General features: G+C 41.9%; 14 protein-coding genes. 7 read left to right on the top strand and 7 right to left on the bottom strand.

Going from position 1 to position 14503, the window contains the following annotated elements; translation table 11 throughout:
- Positions 1 to 13: 13 nt before the first annotated feature.
- A complete protein-coding gene (gene mfd / locus LZG71_RS17130) occupies positions 14 to 3361 on the bottom strand; it encodes a transcription-repair coupling factor (RefSeq protein ID WP_233822328.1) in 3348 nt (1115 codons plus the stop codon).
- A 343-nt stretch (positions 3362 to 3704) separates the two neighbouring features.
- Here mfd and pnuC point away from each other — a divergent pair, with 343 nt between their 5' ends.
- Positions 3705 to 4310: a nicotinamide riboside transporter PnuC gene (gene pnuC, locus LZG71_RS17135; RefSeq protein WP_233822330.1), complete on the top strand. Its 606-nt coding sequence runs from the start codon at positions 3705 to 3707 to the stop codon at positions 4308 to 4310.
- A 145-nt stretch (positions 4311 to 4455) separates the two neighbouring features.
- Here pnuC and LZG71_RS17140 read toward each other — a convergent pair whose 3' ends face one another.
- From LZG71_RS17140 to LZG71_RS17155, 4 genes are all read right to left on the bottom strand, one after another.
- Complete coding sequence (locus LZG71_RS17140) at positions 4456 to 4881, bottom strand: hypothetical protein (protein WP_233822332.1); 426 nt, start codon at positions 4879 to 4881, stop codon at positions 4456 to 4458.
- A gap of 195 nt (positions 4882 to 5076) precedes the next feature.
- On the bottom strand, positions 5077 to 5520 hold the full coding sequence (locus tag LZG71_RS17145; protein WP_233822334.1) for a barstar family protein: 444 nt from the start codon (positions 5518 to 5520) through the stop codon (positions 5077 to 5079).
- Positions 5521 to 5583: 63 nt separating this feature from the next.
- Positions 5584 to 6039, bottom strand: coding sequence for a ribonuclease domain-containing protein (locus LZG71_RS17150; protein WP_233822336.1), 456 nt, complete (start codon positions 6037 to 6039; stop codon positions 5584 to 5586).
- Between the two features lie 69 nt (positions 6040 to 6108).
- On the bottom strand, positions 6109 to 6405 hold the full coding sequence (locus LZG71_RS17155; protein ID WP_233822338.1) for a muconolactone Delta-isomerase family protein: 297 nt from the start codon (positions 6403 to 6405) through the stop codon (positions 6109 to 6111).
- A 409-nt stretch (positions 6406 to 6814) separates the two neighbouring features.
- On the opposite strand from LZG71_RS17155, the gene LZG71_RS17160 reads away from it, so the two are divergent.
- From LZG71_RS17160 to LZG71_RS17185, 6 genes are all read left to right on the top strand, one after another.
- A complete protein-coding gene (locus LZG71_RS17160) occupies positions 6815 to 7384 on the top strand; it encodes an RNA polymerase sigma factor (RefSeq protein WP_233822339.1) in 570 nt (189 codons plus the stop codon).
- A complete protein-coding gene (locus tag LZG71_RS17165; RefSeq protein WP_233822341.1) occupies positions 7353 to 8915 on the top strand; it encodes an anti-sigma factor in 1563 nt (520 codons plus the stop codon). The genes LZG71_RS17160 and LZG71_RS17165 overlap by 32 nt, the downstream gene beginning before the upstream one ends.
- 550 nt (positions 8916 to 9465) lie before the next feature.
- Positions 9466 to 10788, top strand: coding sequence for an LVIVD repeat-containing protein (locus LZG71_RS17170; protein WP_233822342.1), 1323 nt, complete (start codon positions 9466 to 9468; stop codon positions 10786 to 10788).
- Positions 10785 to 11363 carry a hypothetical protein gene (locus LZG71_RS17175; RefSeq protein WP_233822344.1) on the top strand — a complete coding sequence of 193 codons (579 nt, stop codon included), beginning with the start codon at positions 10785 to 10787 and terminating at the stop codon, positions 11361 to 11363. Before LZG71_RS17170 ends, LZG71_RS17175 begins: the two co-directional genes overlap by 4 nt.
- 14 nt (positions 11364 to 11377) lie before the next feature.
- Positions 11378 to 11908, top strand: a complete 531-nt coding sequence (locus LZG71_RS17180) for a hypothetical protein (protein ID WP_233822346.1) — start codon at positions 11378 to 11380, stop codon at positions 11906 to 11908.
- Between the two features lie 32 nt (positions 11909 to 11940).
- On the top strand, positions 11941 to 12402 hold the full coding sequence (locus tag LZG71_RS17185) for an META domain-containing protein (RefSeq protein ID WP_233822348.1): 462 nt from the start codon (positions 11941 to 11943) through the stop codon (positions 12400 to 12402).
- Here the strand turns inward: LZG71_RS17185 and LZG71_RS17190 are convergent.
- On the bottom strand, positions 12386 to 13540 hold the full coding sequence (locus LZG71_RS17190; RefSeq protein ID WP_233822350.1) for a glycosyltransferase family protein: 1155 nt from the start codon (positions 13538 to 13540) through the stop codon (positions 12386 to 12388). The genes LZG71_RS17185 and LZG71_RS17190 overlap by 17 nt on opposite strands.
- 2 nt (positions 13541 to 13542) lie before the next feature.
- A complete protein-coding gene (locus tag LZG71_RS17195; RefSeq protein ID WP_233822352.1) occupies positions 13543 to 14400 on the bottom strand; it encodes a UDP-2,3-diacylglucosamine diphosphatase in 858 nt (285 codons plus the stop codon).
- Positions 14401 to 14503: the final 103 nt, after the last annotated feature.

The following is a 14503-nucleotide window of genomic DNA, read 5'->3' on the forward strand; positions in this document are numbered from 1 at the left end:
CTTTAAAACTTGTTTATTGGGTCATTTCTATCAAAATTTTCCTCGCCTGATCTATGTTTTTAACCTCTTCACAAATCAGGATCAACTTGCCTTTCTGGTCTTTTAGTGACATTTGTTTCGGGTGCATTTTGATGTAATCGATCACACGCCCAAACTTTGCCGACTGGAAGAACTCGTCATTCTGCGAAGTAACGAAGTATCCTTTCATTGTATTGCTTTTCAAAGTCAATTTTTCGAAATACAAACTTTCAGCCTCCCAACGTAACCGCACCGTTTTCAAAAGATCCTGAACCTCAGAAGGTACCGGCCCGAATCTGTCGAGGATTTCTTTTTCAAATTTCGCCAGTTCTTCGTCCGACTCTATGTTGTCGAGGCGGGTATATAACGAAAGTCGTTCCGAAATATTCTTCACATAATCGTCCGGAATTAAAGTTGCAAAATCGGTCTCGATCTGGCAGTCGGCAACCAACTTTTCAGGAAGTCCCAGTGCAGAAGAAAACAGATCTTTGAACTCATTATTTTTTAATTCTTTTACCGCTTCGTCCAGCATTTTATGGTACAATTCGTACCCAAGGTCATTCACAAAGCCACTTTGTTCCGCTCCAAGCAAATTTCCTGCTCCGCGTATATCAAGATCGCGCATGGCAACTTTGAAACCATCACCCAGTTCCGAAAACTCTTCCAGTGTCTGAAGTCTTTTGCGGGAATCACTTGCTAACGTCGACATCGAAGGTGTTAACAGATAACAAAACGCCTTTCTGTTCGATCGTCCGACGCGTCCACGCATCTGATGCAGATCCGACAGACCAAACATGTGTGCTGTATTGATAATGATCGTATTCGCATTAGGGATGTCAATTCCTGACTCAATAATGTTAGTTGAAACCAGAATATCATATTCACCTTCAATAAAGGCAACCATTACTTTTTCTAGTTTATCTCCATCCATCTGGCCGTGTGCTACACCAATGCGCACATCGGGAACCAGTCGCATGATGATGTTGGCAATGGATTCAATATCGTTCACGCGGTTGTGAACAAAGAAAACCTGTCCGCCACGTTGCACTTCATAACTTATCGCATCGCGGATAAACTCTTCACTGAATGTATGAACTTCCGTAGTAACCGGCTGTCGGTTTGGCGGTGGCGTTGCAATGACCGAAAGATCGCGCGCGCCCATCAATGAAAAGTGAAGCGTACGAGGAATTGGGGTTGCCGTAAGCGTCAGAACGTCAACATTTACACGCATTTCTTTAAGCCGATCTTTCGCTTTTACACCAAATTTCTGCTCTTCATCCACAATCAGCAGACCCAGATCTTTGAATTTAACATCCTTATTCAGGATACGGTGTGTCCCGATCAGAATGTCAATTTTACCTTCTTCTGCCTGTTTCAGGGTATCCTTAATTTCCTTGGTCGATTTGAAACGATTGATATAACCCACTTTTGCAGGAAAATCGGCAAGCCTGTCGGCGAAGGTTTTGTAATGCTGCATGGCCAGAATGGTCGTTGGAACGAGCACTGCAACCTGCTTACTATCACAAACCGCCTTAAAAGCTGCCCGAACGGCAATTTCTGTTTTACCAAAACCTACATCTCCGCAAACCAGACGATCCATCGGATGTGCCTTTTCCATATCATCCTTCACATTGGAAGTTGCTGTTGCCTGGTCAGGGGTATCTTCATATATAAATGATGATTCCAGCTCGGCCTGCATGTAATTGTCGGGAGAGAAAGGAAACCCGGGAGCTTGCCGGCGTTTGGCATAAAGTGCGATCAACTCATGCGCAATGTCTTTCAGCTGTTTTTTAACCTTCGACTTTTTGGCTTCCCATTCACCGGAGCCCAGTTTACTCATCGTAGGCGGTGTTCCTTCCTTACCTGTATATTTTGCAATCTTGTGTAGGTTGTGCACACTCACATAAAGCAAATCATTGTCTCGGTAAATAAGCCGGATCGCTTCCTGTTCTTTGCCATTCACATCTTTTCTTTCCAAACCGGCAAATCTTCCTATACCGTAATCCACATGCGTTACGAAATCTCCGACATGAAGCGATTTGAGCTCCTTCATCGTGATCGCCTTCGACTTGCTAAATTTCTCTTTAAGCCGGTATTTATGGAAACGGTCAAAAATCTGGTGATCCGTGTAGCAGGCAACTTTCAGGTTTTCATCCAGAAAACCCTCACGAAGCGAAACGTGCAACGACTGGAATTTCACGAAAGGATCCAGGTCGTTGAAAATCCTTTCGAGCCGGTCGAGTTGTTTGGGTTGCTCGGCGGCGATCACATTCACATAACCTTTCGACTGATTTTCCAGCAGGTCATCCAGCAACCTTTTAAAATCTTTGTTAAAAGAAGGTTGTGGTTTGGATGAATAGGAAAGGCGGTTTTCTGTTTTGAAATAAAACCTTTTTCCGAATTCTACGGTCTTGAATTTTTTTATCAGATTGAGAAACCCCCGTCTTGTTTCGAACAGGTCCACCGGATTGGAAACAATCTGTACACCACCGGAAGTTACTTCCTGCAAAGCTCTTTCCGCCCCTTCAAAACATTTTTCGATTATTTCCAGCGTAAGCTCGGTATCCTTAAACCACAAAATGGTTTCGTTAGGGAAAAAGTTAAAAAACGATTCCCGTGTTTCGTGAATTAGTTTTTGCTGGATGTCCGGTACTATGTTGATCTGTTTGGCCGATTCGATCGAAAGCTGTGTGTCCGGATCAAATGAACGAAGTGTTTCTACCTCATCGCCAAAAAGCTCAATACGGAACGGATGTTCGCTGGCAAAAGAGAATACGTCAATAATACCGCCACGAACAGAAAACTGCCCGGCTTCAAAAACAAAGTCGGTCATTTCGAAGCCATAACTGTTCAGAAATTCAGTCAGGAATGAAGGATCAAGCTTTTCGCCAACCTTAACCTGAAAAGTATTCGCTTTCAGAGATCGTTTGTTGATCACTTTTTCAAACAATGCTTCCGGATAGGTAACGATCTGAAATGAGCCTGGCTTGCCAGAATTGAGCTTATTCAGGATTTCCCCACGCATAAGCACATTGGCATTATCTACCTCCTCGTACTGATACGGTCTTTTGTATGAAGTCGGGTAAAAAAGCACTTCCGTTTTGCCCAGCAGATTTTGCAGGTCATTCTGAAAATATGCAGCTTCTTCCCGGTCGGTCATAATGTACAGAGCCGGCCCTTTCTTTTTTAGCTGTATAGCCGAAGTCAACACCGCATCAAGGCTTCCCGTCAGTCCTTTGATCTGAACATGTTCGAACTCGGGGCTTTTTGAATTGATTTGATTAAGGATGAGATCAAGATAGCTGTCTCCTCCGTATAGCGTCAATAAGTCTTTAACTTCCAAGTAATTTGCGGATATCGTGAAATGCAAAAAGCCGTTCCGGGAAATATCCCGTCCGGCAAAAAGGTTAACAACAGTTTTTTTGCTTTTGTTTACTGTTGTTAATATTTATACAAAAATAGTCGAAACTGATAGAGCCTGTTTAAATTTGAATCATAAAATTGTTTATCGCTTATTTTTTAAGTGAAACAAGGCAAATTTTGCAGGGATAGCCAAAGCTATCACGAAAAATTTAACGCAGTTGTAGCTAAAAAATGGCATAAACAAATTATTATTTAAGTTTTGAACAGGCTCTGACCTGCGAGTTAATTTAGCTCCGAATTACAAGAAATAACAGTAATATAAAATGATCGACTGGCTGAACCAGAGTATTTCGCTTTCAGGCATTGCAACCACTCCGCTCGAAATTTTAGGTTTTCTCACCGGTGCGATCTGTGTTTACCTCAATACCCGGCAAAACGTCCTGGGATGGTTTTTCGGGATCATCAATGCGGTGTTGTATGCGGCAGTGTTTTGGCAGGTCAGGCTTTATGCCGATATGGGTTTACAGGGATATTATTTTTTCACGAGTATATATGGATGGTGGATGTGGATGTACGGGGGCAAAAGCCACGACGGTGTCCGGGTTACAAACACGCCGGTTAAACTTTACACTGCTTTTAGCATCATTTTTGTTGTTATAACCCTTTCCTGGGGCTTTTTGCTTGGCAGATTTACAGATGCAAGCCTTACCTACGCTGATTCAGCCTTAACCATAGCAAGCCTTATAGCACAATGGATGATGGCCCGGAAGTATCTGGAAAACTGGATTATCTGGATCGTCGCAGATGCCTGTTACGTAGTCATGTATTTCTATAAAGACCTGCACCTGACAGCCATATTGTATTTCATATTTCTGCTGCTTGCCATTATGGGTTACGTGCAGTGGAAGAGGGATTTGAGAAAAAATTGATAGAGTTTGGCTGAGATACAAAAATCTAATTTTAAATGTAGTTATTGTTTCAAAATAATAGTGTCCTAGTCCTCCAATTGAAGCTCCTCTTTACAATGCAGCAGAATAGATATTGGTTGATTTATGGAGATTAATATTCAAATTATTAATCTCCTTGTAGATATTTATCCCTTAGATGCCAGGTAGTACAGTTTGAATCATCCGCGGTCCGTCGGGCAAATGTGAAAGACATTCGTGAACTACAATTCTTGCTTGCTACATACGAAACCCCAACAAATGGATATCCATTGATAATGCTATCTGGTATAACAATACTGTTTGTCCTTGTTGACTGATTGTGAGGCGAAAATGATACCCCAAGACTATCTTTCAATGGAGCAATGACCCATATTAGTTCAGTTGATTCAGGAATGTTGGATGCGGTCAAAGTAAGTCCCTCAGCTGGATCGTAACATGCGGAGGATGTCACAATATCTGTTACTGATACACAGTTTTTATCCACAATTGTATTGGATTTACAACCAACTAATAATAGTAATATGGCAAACCCCAAATATGTAAAGTTTTTCATCGTATCTACGTTTTAGATTCAGGATTCATTTCTGTTTGAATTGGTTGTAGCGGAAAGATTGCTAACATCTAAAATTTTCAACGCATACTGAATTTCTCAGAAATTTTTCTACCACAAAAGCAACAAAAGGATCAAAAGTGGCTTTGTTAACTTTTGCTCCTTTTGTGGTTAATTCTTCACTTCCAACGTTTTCCCTCACTCAACCTCACCAAATGGTATTTCCTGTTCTTCCAACAGTCGCCTGATGCGTTCCGAGTCACTGAAAATGATGCGCAAATCTTTTTTAGCGGTTTCGTCGTCCTCATCCATCCATTTCCAATCTTCGGCGGTGGCGTCAAAAATATCGAGGATCGTCAAGATGCGGTCGTCTCCTTTTTCTTTGGAAAGCCAGTCGGCCGAGTTGCTGATGTAGATAATGACTTTTTCTTCTTTAATCCATTCCAGATCGTTGATCATCTCGTCGAGTGCATCGAGGTTTTTTCCGGAGTAATCGGGAAATGCCAGTGCAAGACCGATCTGCTCGTGAAACTCCTTCATGGTGGTCGCTTTTTGGCCATTTACTTCACCTATAAAAGCGCCAAGAAATATCTTTTTTAAGTTTTCGGCTGGTTTGGCTAAAAGAAAGTGCGTGTTTTTCATTTTGGTAACGGATGCGTTTTTGTAATAGGACAAATTTATGGATTGTGTGTCAGCGATGTATTATCACTGTTTTAATTCTTCAAATGTTTCGTAATGATCAGGGGTATACCAGGCTCTTTTTTCAGAAGTTACCAGTCTTTCTGCACCCCGGTTTTTTCCTTTTTTCTTAGGGTTTACATCCCATTCTCTATACTTCGCAGGTTTACCCATATAATCTTTCTGAGGTAATCGCCTTTCAAAGTTCCCGAATTTCCGTCCGCCTACATAACCTTCCGGTGCGGTATTATGCTTCCGAATGTAAGCCAATAAGGTATAAGCCTTTTCAGGAATTTGTCCGTCTTTTTTGCTGCTTGCCGACTTCTGATAAGTGTCTTTTGTTCGTTGTGCATTTTTAGGTCGGGAATGATCCTGAGAGACGGGAGCTTTTTCCTGCTGTGAGCTATGTCCGGGTTGGCAAGCAAAAACAATAAACGCAAGCAGCCAGAAAAAATATTTACGGAAAGATGTAGAAAACGACATTTAGTGAATTGTTTTATCATGAAAATGCCCCACCGTTTCAGAAACTGTGAGGCACTTTTAGGATGTTCGTTAGTTAAGCGAAAACATGGGCAGCCGCAACGCAACCACATTGTTGAACATGAGGCGGCATATTTTTGGATCCATGAAATCAATCAGTGGGAATTCGGAAACAATAGACATTACTTCAAACTCACTTTCAGCTCTTACCACACACCAAAGTTTCGAATAATCGTCCGATAACGCATAGGACATCATAATGCCCTGCTCCATCATTTCATTAATCTTTTTTCTCTGCGCAGGTATTTTAGCTGTAAATTCTTCCGACATCACGGCCGGAAGCTGGATTTCAACCATATATTGGCTCATGGGCGATAGAAGGTTAGGTGTACAGAAATACCTTTAATTTGATTCTGATATAAAAGGATATGTATAACGGATTAGTTCCTGAGATGTATAACGCTGAAATTTAACAGAACTGCAATAGACTTTATCACGGTCTTCTTCAACATCGGCTGTCGGCGGTCAGCTGTCAGGCTTTTGAACCAATCGCACTTTGCGCTGGATGATCCGGTCGATTGCCGACGGTCGACTGTCAATTTTCGGTCAGAAGGTAAAATTTATTTTGAATGCTTCCAACCTTTTTGAAAAAAGCAGTGTCATACTTCATGCTGGTTGGGTTTAACTCAAACAGAAAAATAATAAGAACAGTATTCAACTATCTTTGGGATAGGGTTGCTGAAAATATATAACCGAACGAAGCACCCCTAAACTTCGGATGACCTTTAACGAACAGGAATTGGTGAATGGCTGCAAACAACGCAACCGGCTCGCCCAAAAACAATTATACGATGTTTTTGGGGGAAAGCTGTTTGCTATATGCATGCGCTATACCAAAAACCGGTCCGATGCGGAGGATGTTTTGCAGGATGCTTTTATAAAGATATATGAAAACATAAGTTCGTTCCGAAACGACAGTCCGCTTGAATACTGGCTGAGATCCGTGGTAGTAAATACGGCGCTCAATCACCTCAGGCAACAAAAATACCTGAAAGATCTGGACGACATTGAAGTATATGAAAACGGAATAGCCGACCGCGAAGTAACGTTAGGCGATTTCCAGATGCAGCAGTTAATGGGACTTATTCAGGAACTGCCGCCGGGATGCCAGGTGATTTTTAACCTTTATGCTATTGAGGGTTATCAACATAATGAAATAGCCCAGAAACTGGGTATATCCGAAGGGACCTCAAAGTCGCAGTATGCGCGGGCAAGAGGAATTCTTCAACAAAAATTGAACAGGGAAAAAAGATTTGATGATGGATCCGTCCGAAACAGACAACTTTAACAATCAATGGAAAAAGGCATTTGAGAATGCTTCTGAAACTCCCCCGCCTTCGGTGTGGGAAGGTATAGAAGCCCGCCTTGACCGTGATGAAAACGATATAATCCCGCTTTGGTGGCGCACGCCAAAGCTGTGGTATGCTGCTGCGTCAATTATTGCTTTGCTGGTAGTGGGAGGAGGATTTTGGCTTAATAATAAAAATTCAGGTAATTTTTCGGGTCAAGGTTCAGTTGAAATGGCTTCCAAACAACCTGATGTTAAACAAGATAGCAAGAATCTGAATGAAGAGCTCTCAGATTTCCCTGTTGCTGACACCAATAAGAATGAGCCTTTCATAGCGAAAAGTCAGCCGGAAGTAGAAAAATCGTCTGATCAGAATGAACGTGTTGCTGCTATTGAACGAAAATCAGAGAAAACATCAACGCCGGATAAGCCTATTCTGGATAAAATCAATAGTGCCGGGGGAGAAAGAGCCATTGCAAAAGCAAAACCGATCAAAGAATCGGATCTCATCATAGAGAACAAAGATATTAATGAGGGAAATTTGGCTGCTGAGATTGCTTCTGTAAAGGTTTCTGCTCTCAAAGAGAAAGAAGGTGCTTCCATTGCCGACTTAAAACCACAGGAAGCAATTGCTGCCGTTGAAAACGAGGTGATGGAGATAAATGCGCTTACGCCAATGCCTTATAACGAACTGGCTGTTTACATGCAGAAACGTTATGTTTTCTTTAAACCGGAAATTGTAAAAGAGGAAAAGCTGCCCGAACTTAAAAAATCAAATGAGTATTGGGCTGGAGTGGGCATTATGCCTGCAACATTTAATCCGGATGTACAGATCAAGGAAGCGCCAACGGCATTTTCTGCACTGCAGAATTCCAGGCAAAAATCGCTGAACGGCACCAACAAAGCAGGTAATTCCTTTGCTTTACAAACGCAGGGCGGTATGAGGTTGTCGAAACACTGGTCTGTGGAAATGGGTTTAAGTTATCTCAAAGGCAATTCTCAATATGAAGGCGGTGGTTATGTATTGGATCCAGCTAACGCCCGTTCGACTAATGTTTTAGAGAATGCTATGGTAAGTTTGTCTGACAAAGCCGCACTGAATTACGATGCTTCATCAGGAGGATTCGGTCAAACCTTAGCAAATACGGTTTATATCGAAGTTAGTAAGAATATAGGGAACAATTATCAGTATCTGCAATTGCCACTGCAAGCAGGCTTTACACTTAATCCTGACAAAAAACTGAGCTATTCTGTACTCGGGGGAATGATGGCGAACTTCTTTTTGAGTAATGAGCTGGAAACAGCATCGGGAGATGTCATCAGAACGACAGCGAGCGATGAGGTGTATAGAAGTTTGAACTGGGCAGCAACAACCGGATTGAGGCTTAATTATAAATTAGCGACCAGATGGAAAGCCAGCCTGATGGGATCGTACCAAAGAGCAGTTTCTTCTGGTTTCAGAGCCAACCAGAGTATGGAATCTCATCCTTATCTGTACGGTGTTTCCTGGGGAATGCTATATTCTTTTTAAATTTTTGCGAAGCTTTCCAACCAATTTGGCTCTGCCTGCATCTTGCTTTAACAGAACTTTAAAGAAAGTCTGATCAAAACAGTCAAAATTCTTTAAAATTTATTAGCCATGTTAAAGACCTTAAAAAGAAGCATGCTGGTTCCGGTTGTAATGACGGTTTCTACTCCCTGGATACTGAAAACATTATAACCGGCACCAATAGCTTTGTCTTCAATTTCTTAAATCTCAAAGAAACTCAGCTTTTGAACTAAAAACTAATTTCTAAAACTATTGAATATCAATAGTTTGTCTTTGAAATTGGAGGGATTTAAAGTTGATATAAAAATAGGATTACCGGTAAAAAGCTAATGGCTGCTAGCCAAAAGCTCACAGCCAATAAAGATAAAAAATGCTGGTATTTGCCAGTATTTTCGGGGTGCGTTATCGTCCGAAGGCTTTGCTTTCGGACGATTTTGTTTTTAGTTCCAACCTTTTTGTGTCCACTTGCATCCTTGTATTATCTAGCTAAAAAATATAAAAGTTACTGTATCTAACAAACCTTCTAATTGTTATGAGAACAAGACTACTCTCCCTAATGGCTGTAATCCTGAGTATGGGATTGTGGTCTTGCAACGATCAATGCAAAGAAACCCGCGTTACGCGCCGCCAAATCCCTTTTACCCGCACTTTGGCTGATATTCGTGCCTCTGTAAAAATAGAATCACCTCACGAAATGAAAAGGCCCGGGAAACTTTATACGAAGGGTAAATACCTGTTTATAAATGAAATCAAACAGGGCATTCATGTGATTGATAATAGTAATCCTTCAAGTCCGGCATTTGTATCATTTATAGCGATTCCTGGAAATGGGGATCTGGCAGTAAAAGGAAATACACTTTATGCTGATAGTTATACTGATTTGGTTGCAATTGATATATCCGATCCAACCAAAGCCAAAGAAGTAGGACGTGTGCAAAATGTTTTCCAAAACGGGCAATTCGACGGTGCATGGTGGAATATCAACGCAGTAAACGGATCGGTATGGGATTCTGAGGACGCAACCATACAGGATTTTACAGTGGATTATGTGGAGGAGACCATTACAACCAATTGTGAAGACACAACACCCTACCCGTATTATTTTAACAGTGTAAATTCTTTTTGGGATATGGCGTCCTTCGGTACGTCGGCCAGTGCAGCATCTTCATCTCCCAACTCAGCACCGGGAACAAGTGGTAAGGCAGGGTCAATGGCACGTTTCGCGCTAAACAACGACTTTTTATATACAGTTAGCTTAACCAGTCTTCATTTGTTTGATATCTCCAAGCCTACAGCACCCACTACTTCCGGGGAAATTAATGTAGGCAGGAACATAGAAACAATATTTCCCTATGAAAACAAGCTGTTTATAGGATCTGCCAATGGCATGTTCATATATGATAATGCCGATCCGAAGAATCCAAAGCAGCTTTCGGTTTTTCAACACGGAACGGCTTGTGATCCGGTAGTAGTTGCAAACGATATTGCGTATGTAACGTTAAGGACCGGTACTGCCTGCTGGGGTACACAAAATCAAATGGACTTGGTGGATGTGAGCGATGCGTCCTCTCCGAAACTGATAAAGACTTACCAAATGCAAAACCCACATGGTTTGAGTGTTGATTTTCCAACTTTGTACTTGTGTGAGGGAGATTTTGGGTTGAGAATTTTTGATGTTACTGACAAAATGGGAATAGATAAAAATATGCTCTCAACATTCAGCAACATACATGCCTATGACGTTATCACCATGGGGAAAAACCTGCTTGTGATTGGTAAAGACGGATTTTACCAATACGATGCGAGTGACGTGAAAGATGTGAAGTTATTAAGCAGAATCCTTGTTAAGAAATGAGAGCGCTGATATTGGTGCTGATATACGTATTGGCGGGAAATATAGTAGTGGCCCAGGAAGAACCATTTAAGAGGAGATATGTAAATCATACGGAGTTGGGCGGTCTGTTCGGGCGGGTTAAATATAATTTGGGAGGTACTACTAATGTGGTTGAAAGCAAAAATAGCCTTACTGCTCAAATGTTTAATGGGATGCAGCTTAACAATAGGTTGTCGGTGGGGGGGACAGTAGGAGTGGATTGGTATAAAACAGTCCTTATCAATCCAATTGCAGCCGGTGCACGGTTCGACCTTGTCGGGAGAAAAAATGCAAGATTGTATGCAACCGGTGATGTAGGTTATGGATTCGGATGGTTTCAGCAAGATTCGGATGGATTTAATACCAAAGGAGGATGGATGATTAATCCGGGTATCGGTATGAGATATGGAAAACCGGAAGGCAACGCTTTTACAATAGGGATAAGCTATAAAAGGCAGGAGGTTCATGTGGACAAGCCTTTGCAGTGGGAACAAACCATACGTTATGAAGATCGTGTATACAACCGGTTGGTCATTAGGCTTGGGATGAGTTTTTAAATTGAAATACAGTTATGAAAATGAAGTTGAGTGTATATTTCCTAGGTCTATTAATGATTGGTCTGACGTTTTCCTGTGAAAAATCAGATATTGATTTTGAAGATGACATTGAAAAGAGTGAAAAGGCCTGGAAGGCTTTTAGGAGTTCGTCGGGAAACTCTTACAAATACGTGGTGAGTTTTTCGTCCTGGACAGGCACATCGTCAGAAACAACAATTACGGTATCAAACGGCAAGGTAATTAAGCGGGAGTTTAGATATACGGTTACGAAATACTTACCTGATAACTTCCCAAAAGAAGAATTGGAATGGGTTGAAAATGAAAATGAACTTAATGCCCGTTCAAATTCTGGGGCAGCAGCCTTAACGCTGGATGAAATTTACACAAAGGCAAAAAGTGAGTGGCTGGTAAAACGGGATAATGCCAAAACCTATTTTGAAGCCAAAAATGACGGATTGATTTCAAGCTGTGGTTATGTGGAAGACGGCTGTGCCGATGATTGCTTCAACGGTATCCGTATTTCGTATATTGGTGTCGTGAAGTAGAATACAACCATATTTATTTAAAAACCGAATCGATGCAACATCTTAGATCCATAAGCTGCGTGTTATTGATTTCATTGCTTTTCGCATTTCAATGTCAGAAAAATGATTGTTGTGTAATGCCTCCATGCAGCGATAATCCTACACTACAAGGGACATGGCAACTCACAGGTTACAGAGACGTGGCTACGGGAAATTTGGAAGGAGATCCGTTAGTAGAAGGTAAATTTGTGGAGTTTATCTTTGTAGATAACAAGAAAGAAGGAAGTATAACTGGCAAAACATTCAGTAATACAGTCTCCGGCTCATACACCCTGGGCGATCACTGCACCTACGAAATTCAGGTATTTGGCGGAACAAAAGTTGGAGAGCATGAATGGAGCGCCAGAGCCTGGCTTGCATCGGAGACTACCGGCAATTATGAGCGCATCAACAACCAGTTAATACTGTATCGGAATAGCGGAAAAGAAGCGATGATTTTCAAAAGAATGTATTAAAAATACGTTGAGCCGAAACACTGATTGTCCTTGATTTTCGGCGGACAACTGGTTTTTTGCCTGCTGCCGCAACTTTATTCAAAAACATGGATTCGCCTCTGCGATACCATTTTCTGAATTTTACAGTTTGATCCTGATGCTTTGGTAAATATTCCATAAGCACCGATAAATCGAACGTTTTGGACGTCACTCCGGCTCCTGCAATTACGCCATCAATAGCATTACATTCCTGTTCAAAATGATTGGGAACGGGTACCATCATCACCGGCTTGCCCAGATACATGGCTTCACAAACAGACTCAAATCCGGCTGTGGTAACTAGCGCTTTGCAGGAAGCCAGCTTTTCAAGATACTTTTCGCTGTTGATTCGGTGGAAAGTAAGCGTTTTATCAAATACAAACTCATCGGATACATTACTGTTATCCCAAAAGCAATGAAGGGCTACATTCGGATGCGCCAGATGCCATGCTATAATTTGCTTGCTAAGGCTGTGGTGGGTCATGTATACCAGAAAAAAATCTCCCTTTGAAGGTGCAAGATCAAGTACCTCCCGACGAAGCAGGGGAGGAACAACCGATATTTTTTCCTTCAAAACCCCTTCCATTTCACGAAAAGATAGCGCCAGGCGTTTTGTCGCCAGCCAAGAAGCGGCTTTAGAATTGAGGTTGATCAGGATCCTGTCCAGCGTTTTGTTTTTTGGGAAAACAAATTTTGGGTGAAGCAGTAAATATTGATGCGCAATGCAAAGCATTGGGATTTTAGGTCGAAAAATGACATTGTACAGCCCGCTATAAGTCTCATAAAAACTAATGATGAGGTCAGGCTGGACTTCACTTATTTTTTCGTGAATGGATTTTAAGCCCGCAAAATACCGCGGTGAATTTCTTACCAGAGCATAAAGTGTACGCCCTACGTTCATGCCGGCACCACATTGGCTATATACAATGGCCGGGGCAATAAATTCGTATACCGGTGCTTTGATCTGTTCTGCAAAAAATGAAGGAATAATCCGGTCGCTTGCTTTGCCAACAAGGGTTGCTGCTATCTCATGTCCGGCACGGCGCAATATCTGGCTAAGCGAAATAGCCTGCGTCATGTGTCCGCGCCCTTCTCCCTGTACCAGAAACAGAATTTTCATGGCTAAATAATTTGTTGATTTCTGCCCAGAAACACGCCTGAGAAAGCGACCTGCTTTTCTGTTCCTGGAAAATTTTCAATAATGGTGGTATTGTCCGGTTTCTTTTGCTGTTTGATCTGTTGATCGTAATAGAGCAAACTCCAGTTGCCTTCAAAATCTTCCACAAGCGCACTCAGTGTTTCCACCCAGTCGCCGGAATTCATGTATTTAATTCCATCTATCTCGCGGATGGCAGGGTGGTGAATGTGGCCACAGATCACACCGTCGCAGCTTCTCGACCGCGCAAGTTCGGTTAGCTTTTCTTCAAAGTCGGTCATGTAATTAACCGCCAGCTTCACCGATTGTTTTATTTTTTGGGATAGGGAATAATACGGCAGACCGCGCCATTCCCGGTATTTATTGTAAAATTTATTGAGCCAAAGTAAAAACGTGTAGCCCATATCGCCCAGGTAGGCCAGCCATTTCATGTTGCTAGTGATGGAATCGAACACATCGCCATGCGTTACGTAAAAGCGTTGCGTGCCCGAATTGAGTACGTAATCCTTCCTGATCTGAAAGTTTTTACCGAGCCGCAGCGGGATGATCTGATCCAGGAAATCGTCATGGTTTCCCCGAATGTAAATGACCTTTGTATTGTTCTGTTCGATCATTTTCAGCACCCGCTTAAAAAACATGGTGTGTTTCCGTTTCCAGACTCCATATTTTTTCAACTGCCAGGCGTCAATGATGTCACCATTCAGAATTAATTTTTTGCAGGAATAACTTTTCAGAAAATTGGTAACTTCTTCTGCCTTCGAACCACCCGCTCCGAGGTGTAAGTCAGAAATGATAATGGTCCGGAAGTGCGTTGTATCTGCCATGTTACAAATATTCTCATTTCATATTAACTGCACGTTACTTGCAGGTTATCAATAAGTTAATAATCATGGCAAATGTGTCCCAGTTCGCTATGTACAGTTATTT

It is taken from the genome of Dyadobacter sp. CY312 (genome assembly GCF_021390535.1).
GTDB lineage: Bacteria > Bacteroidota > Bacteroidia > Cytophagales > Spirosomataceae > Dyadobacter.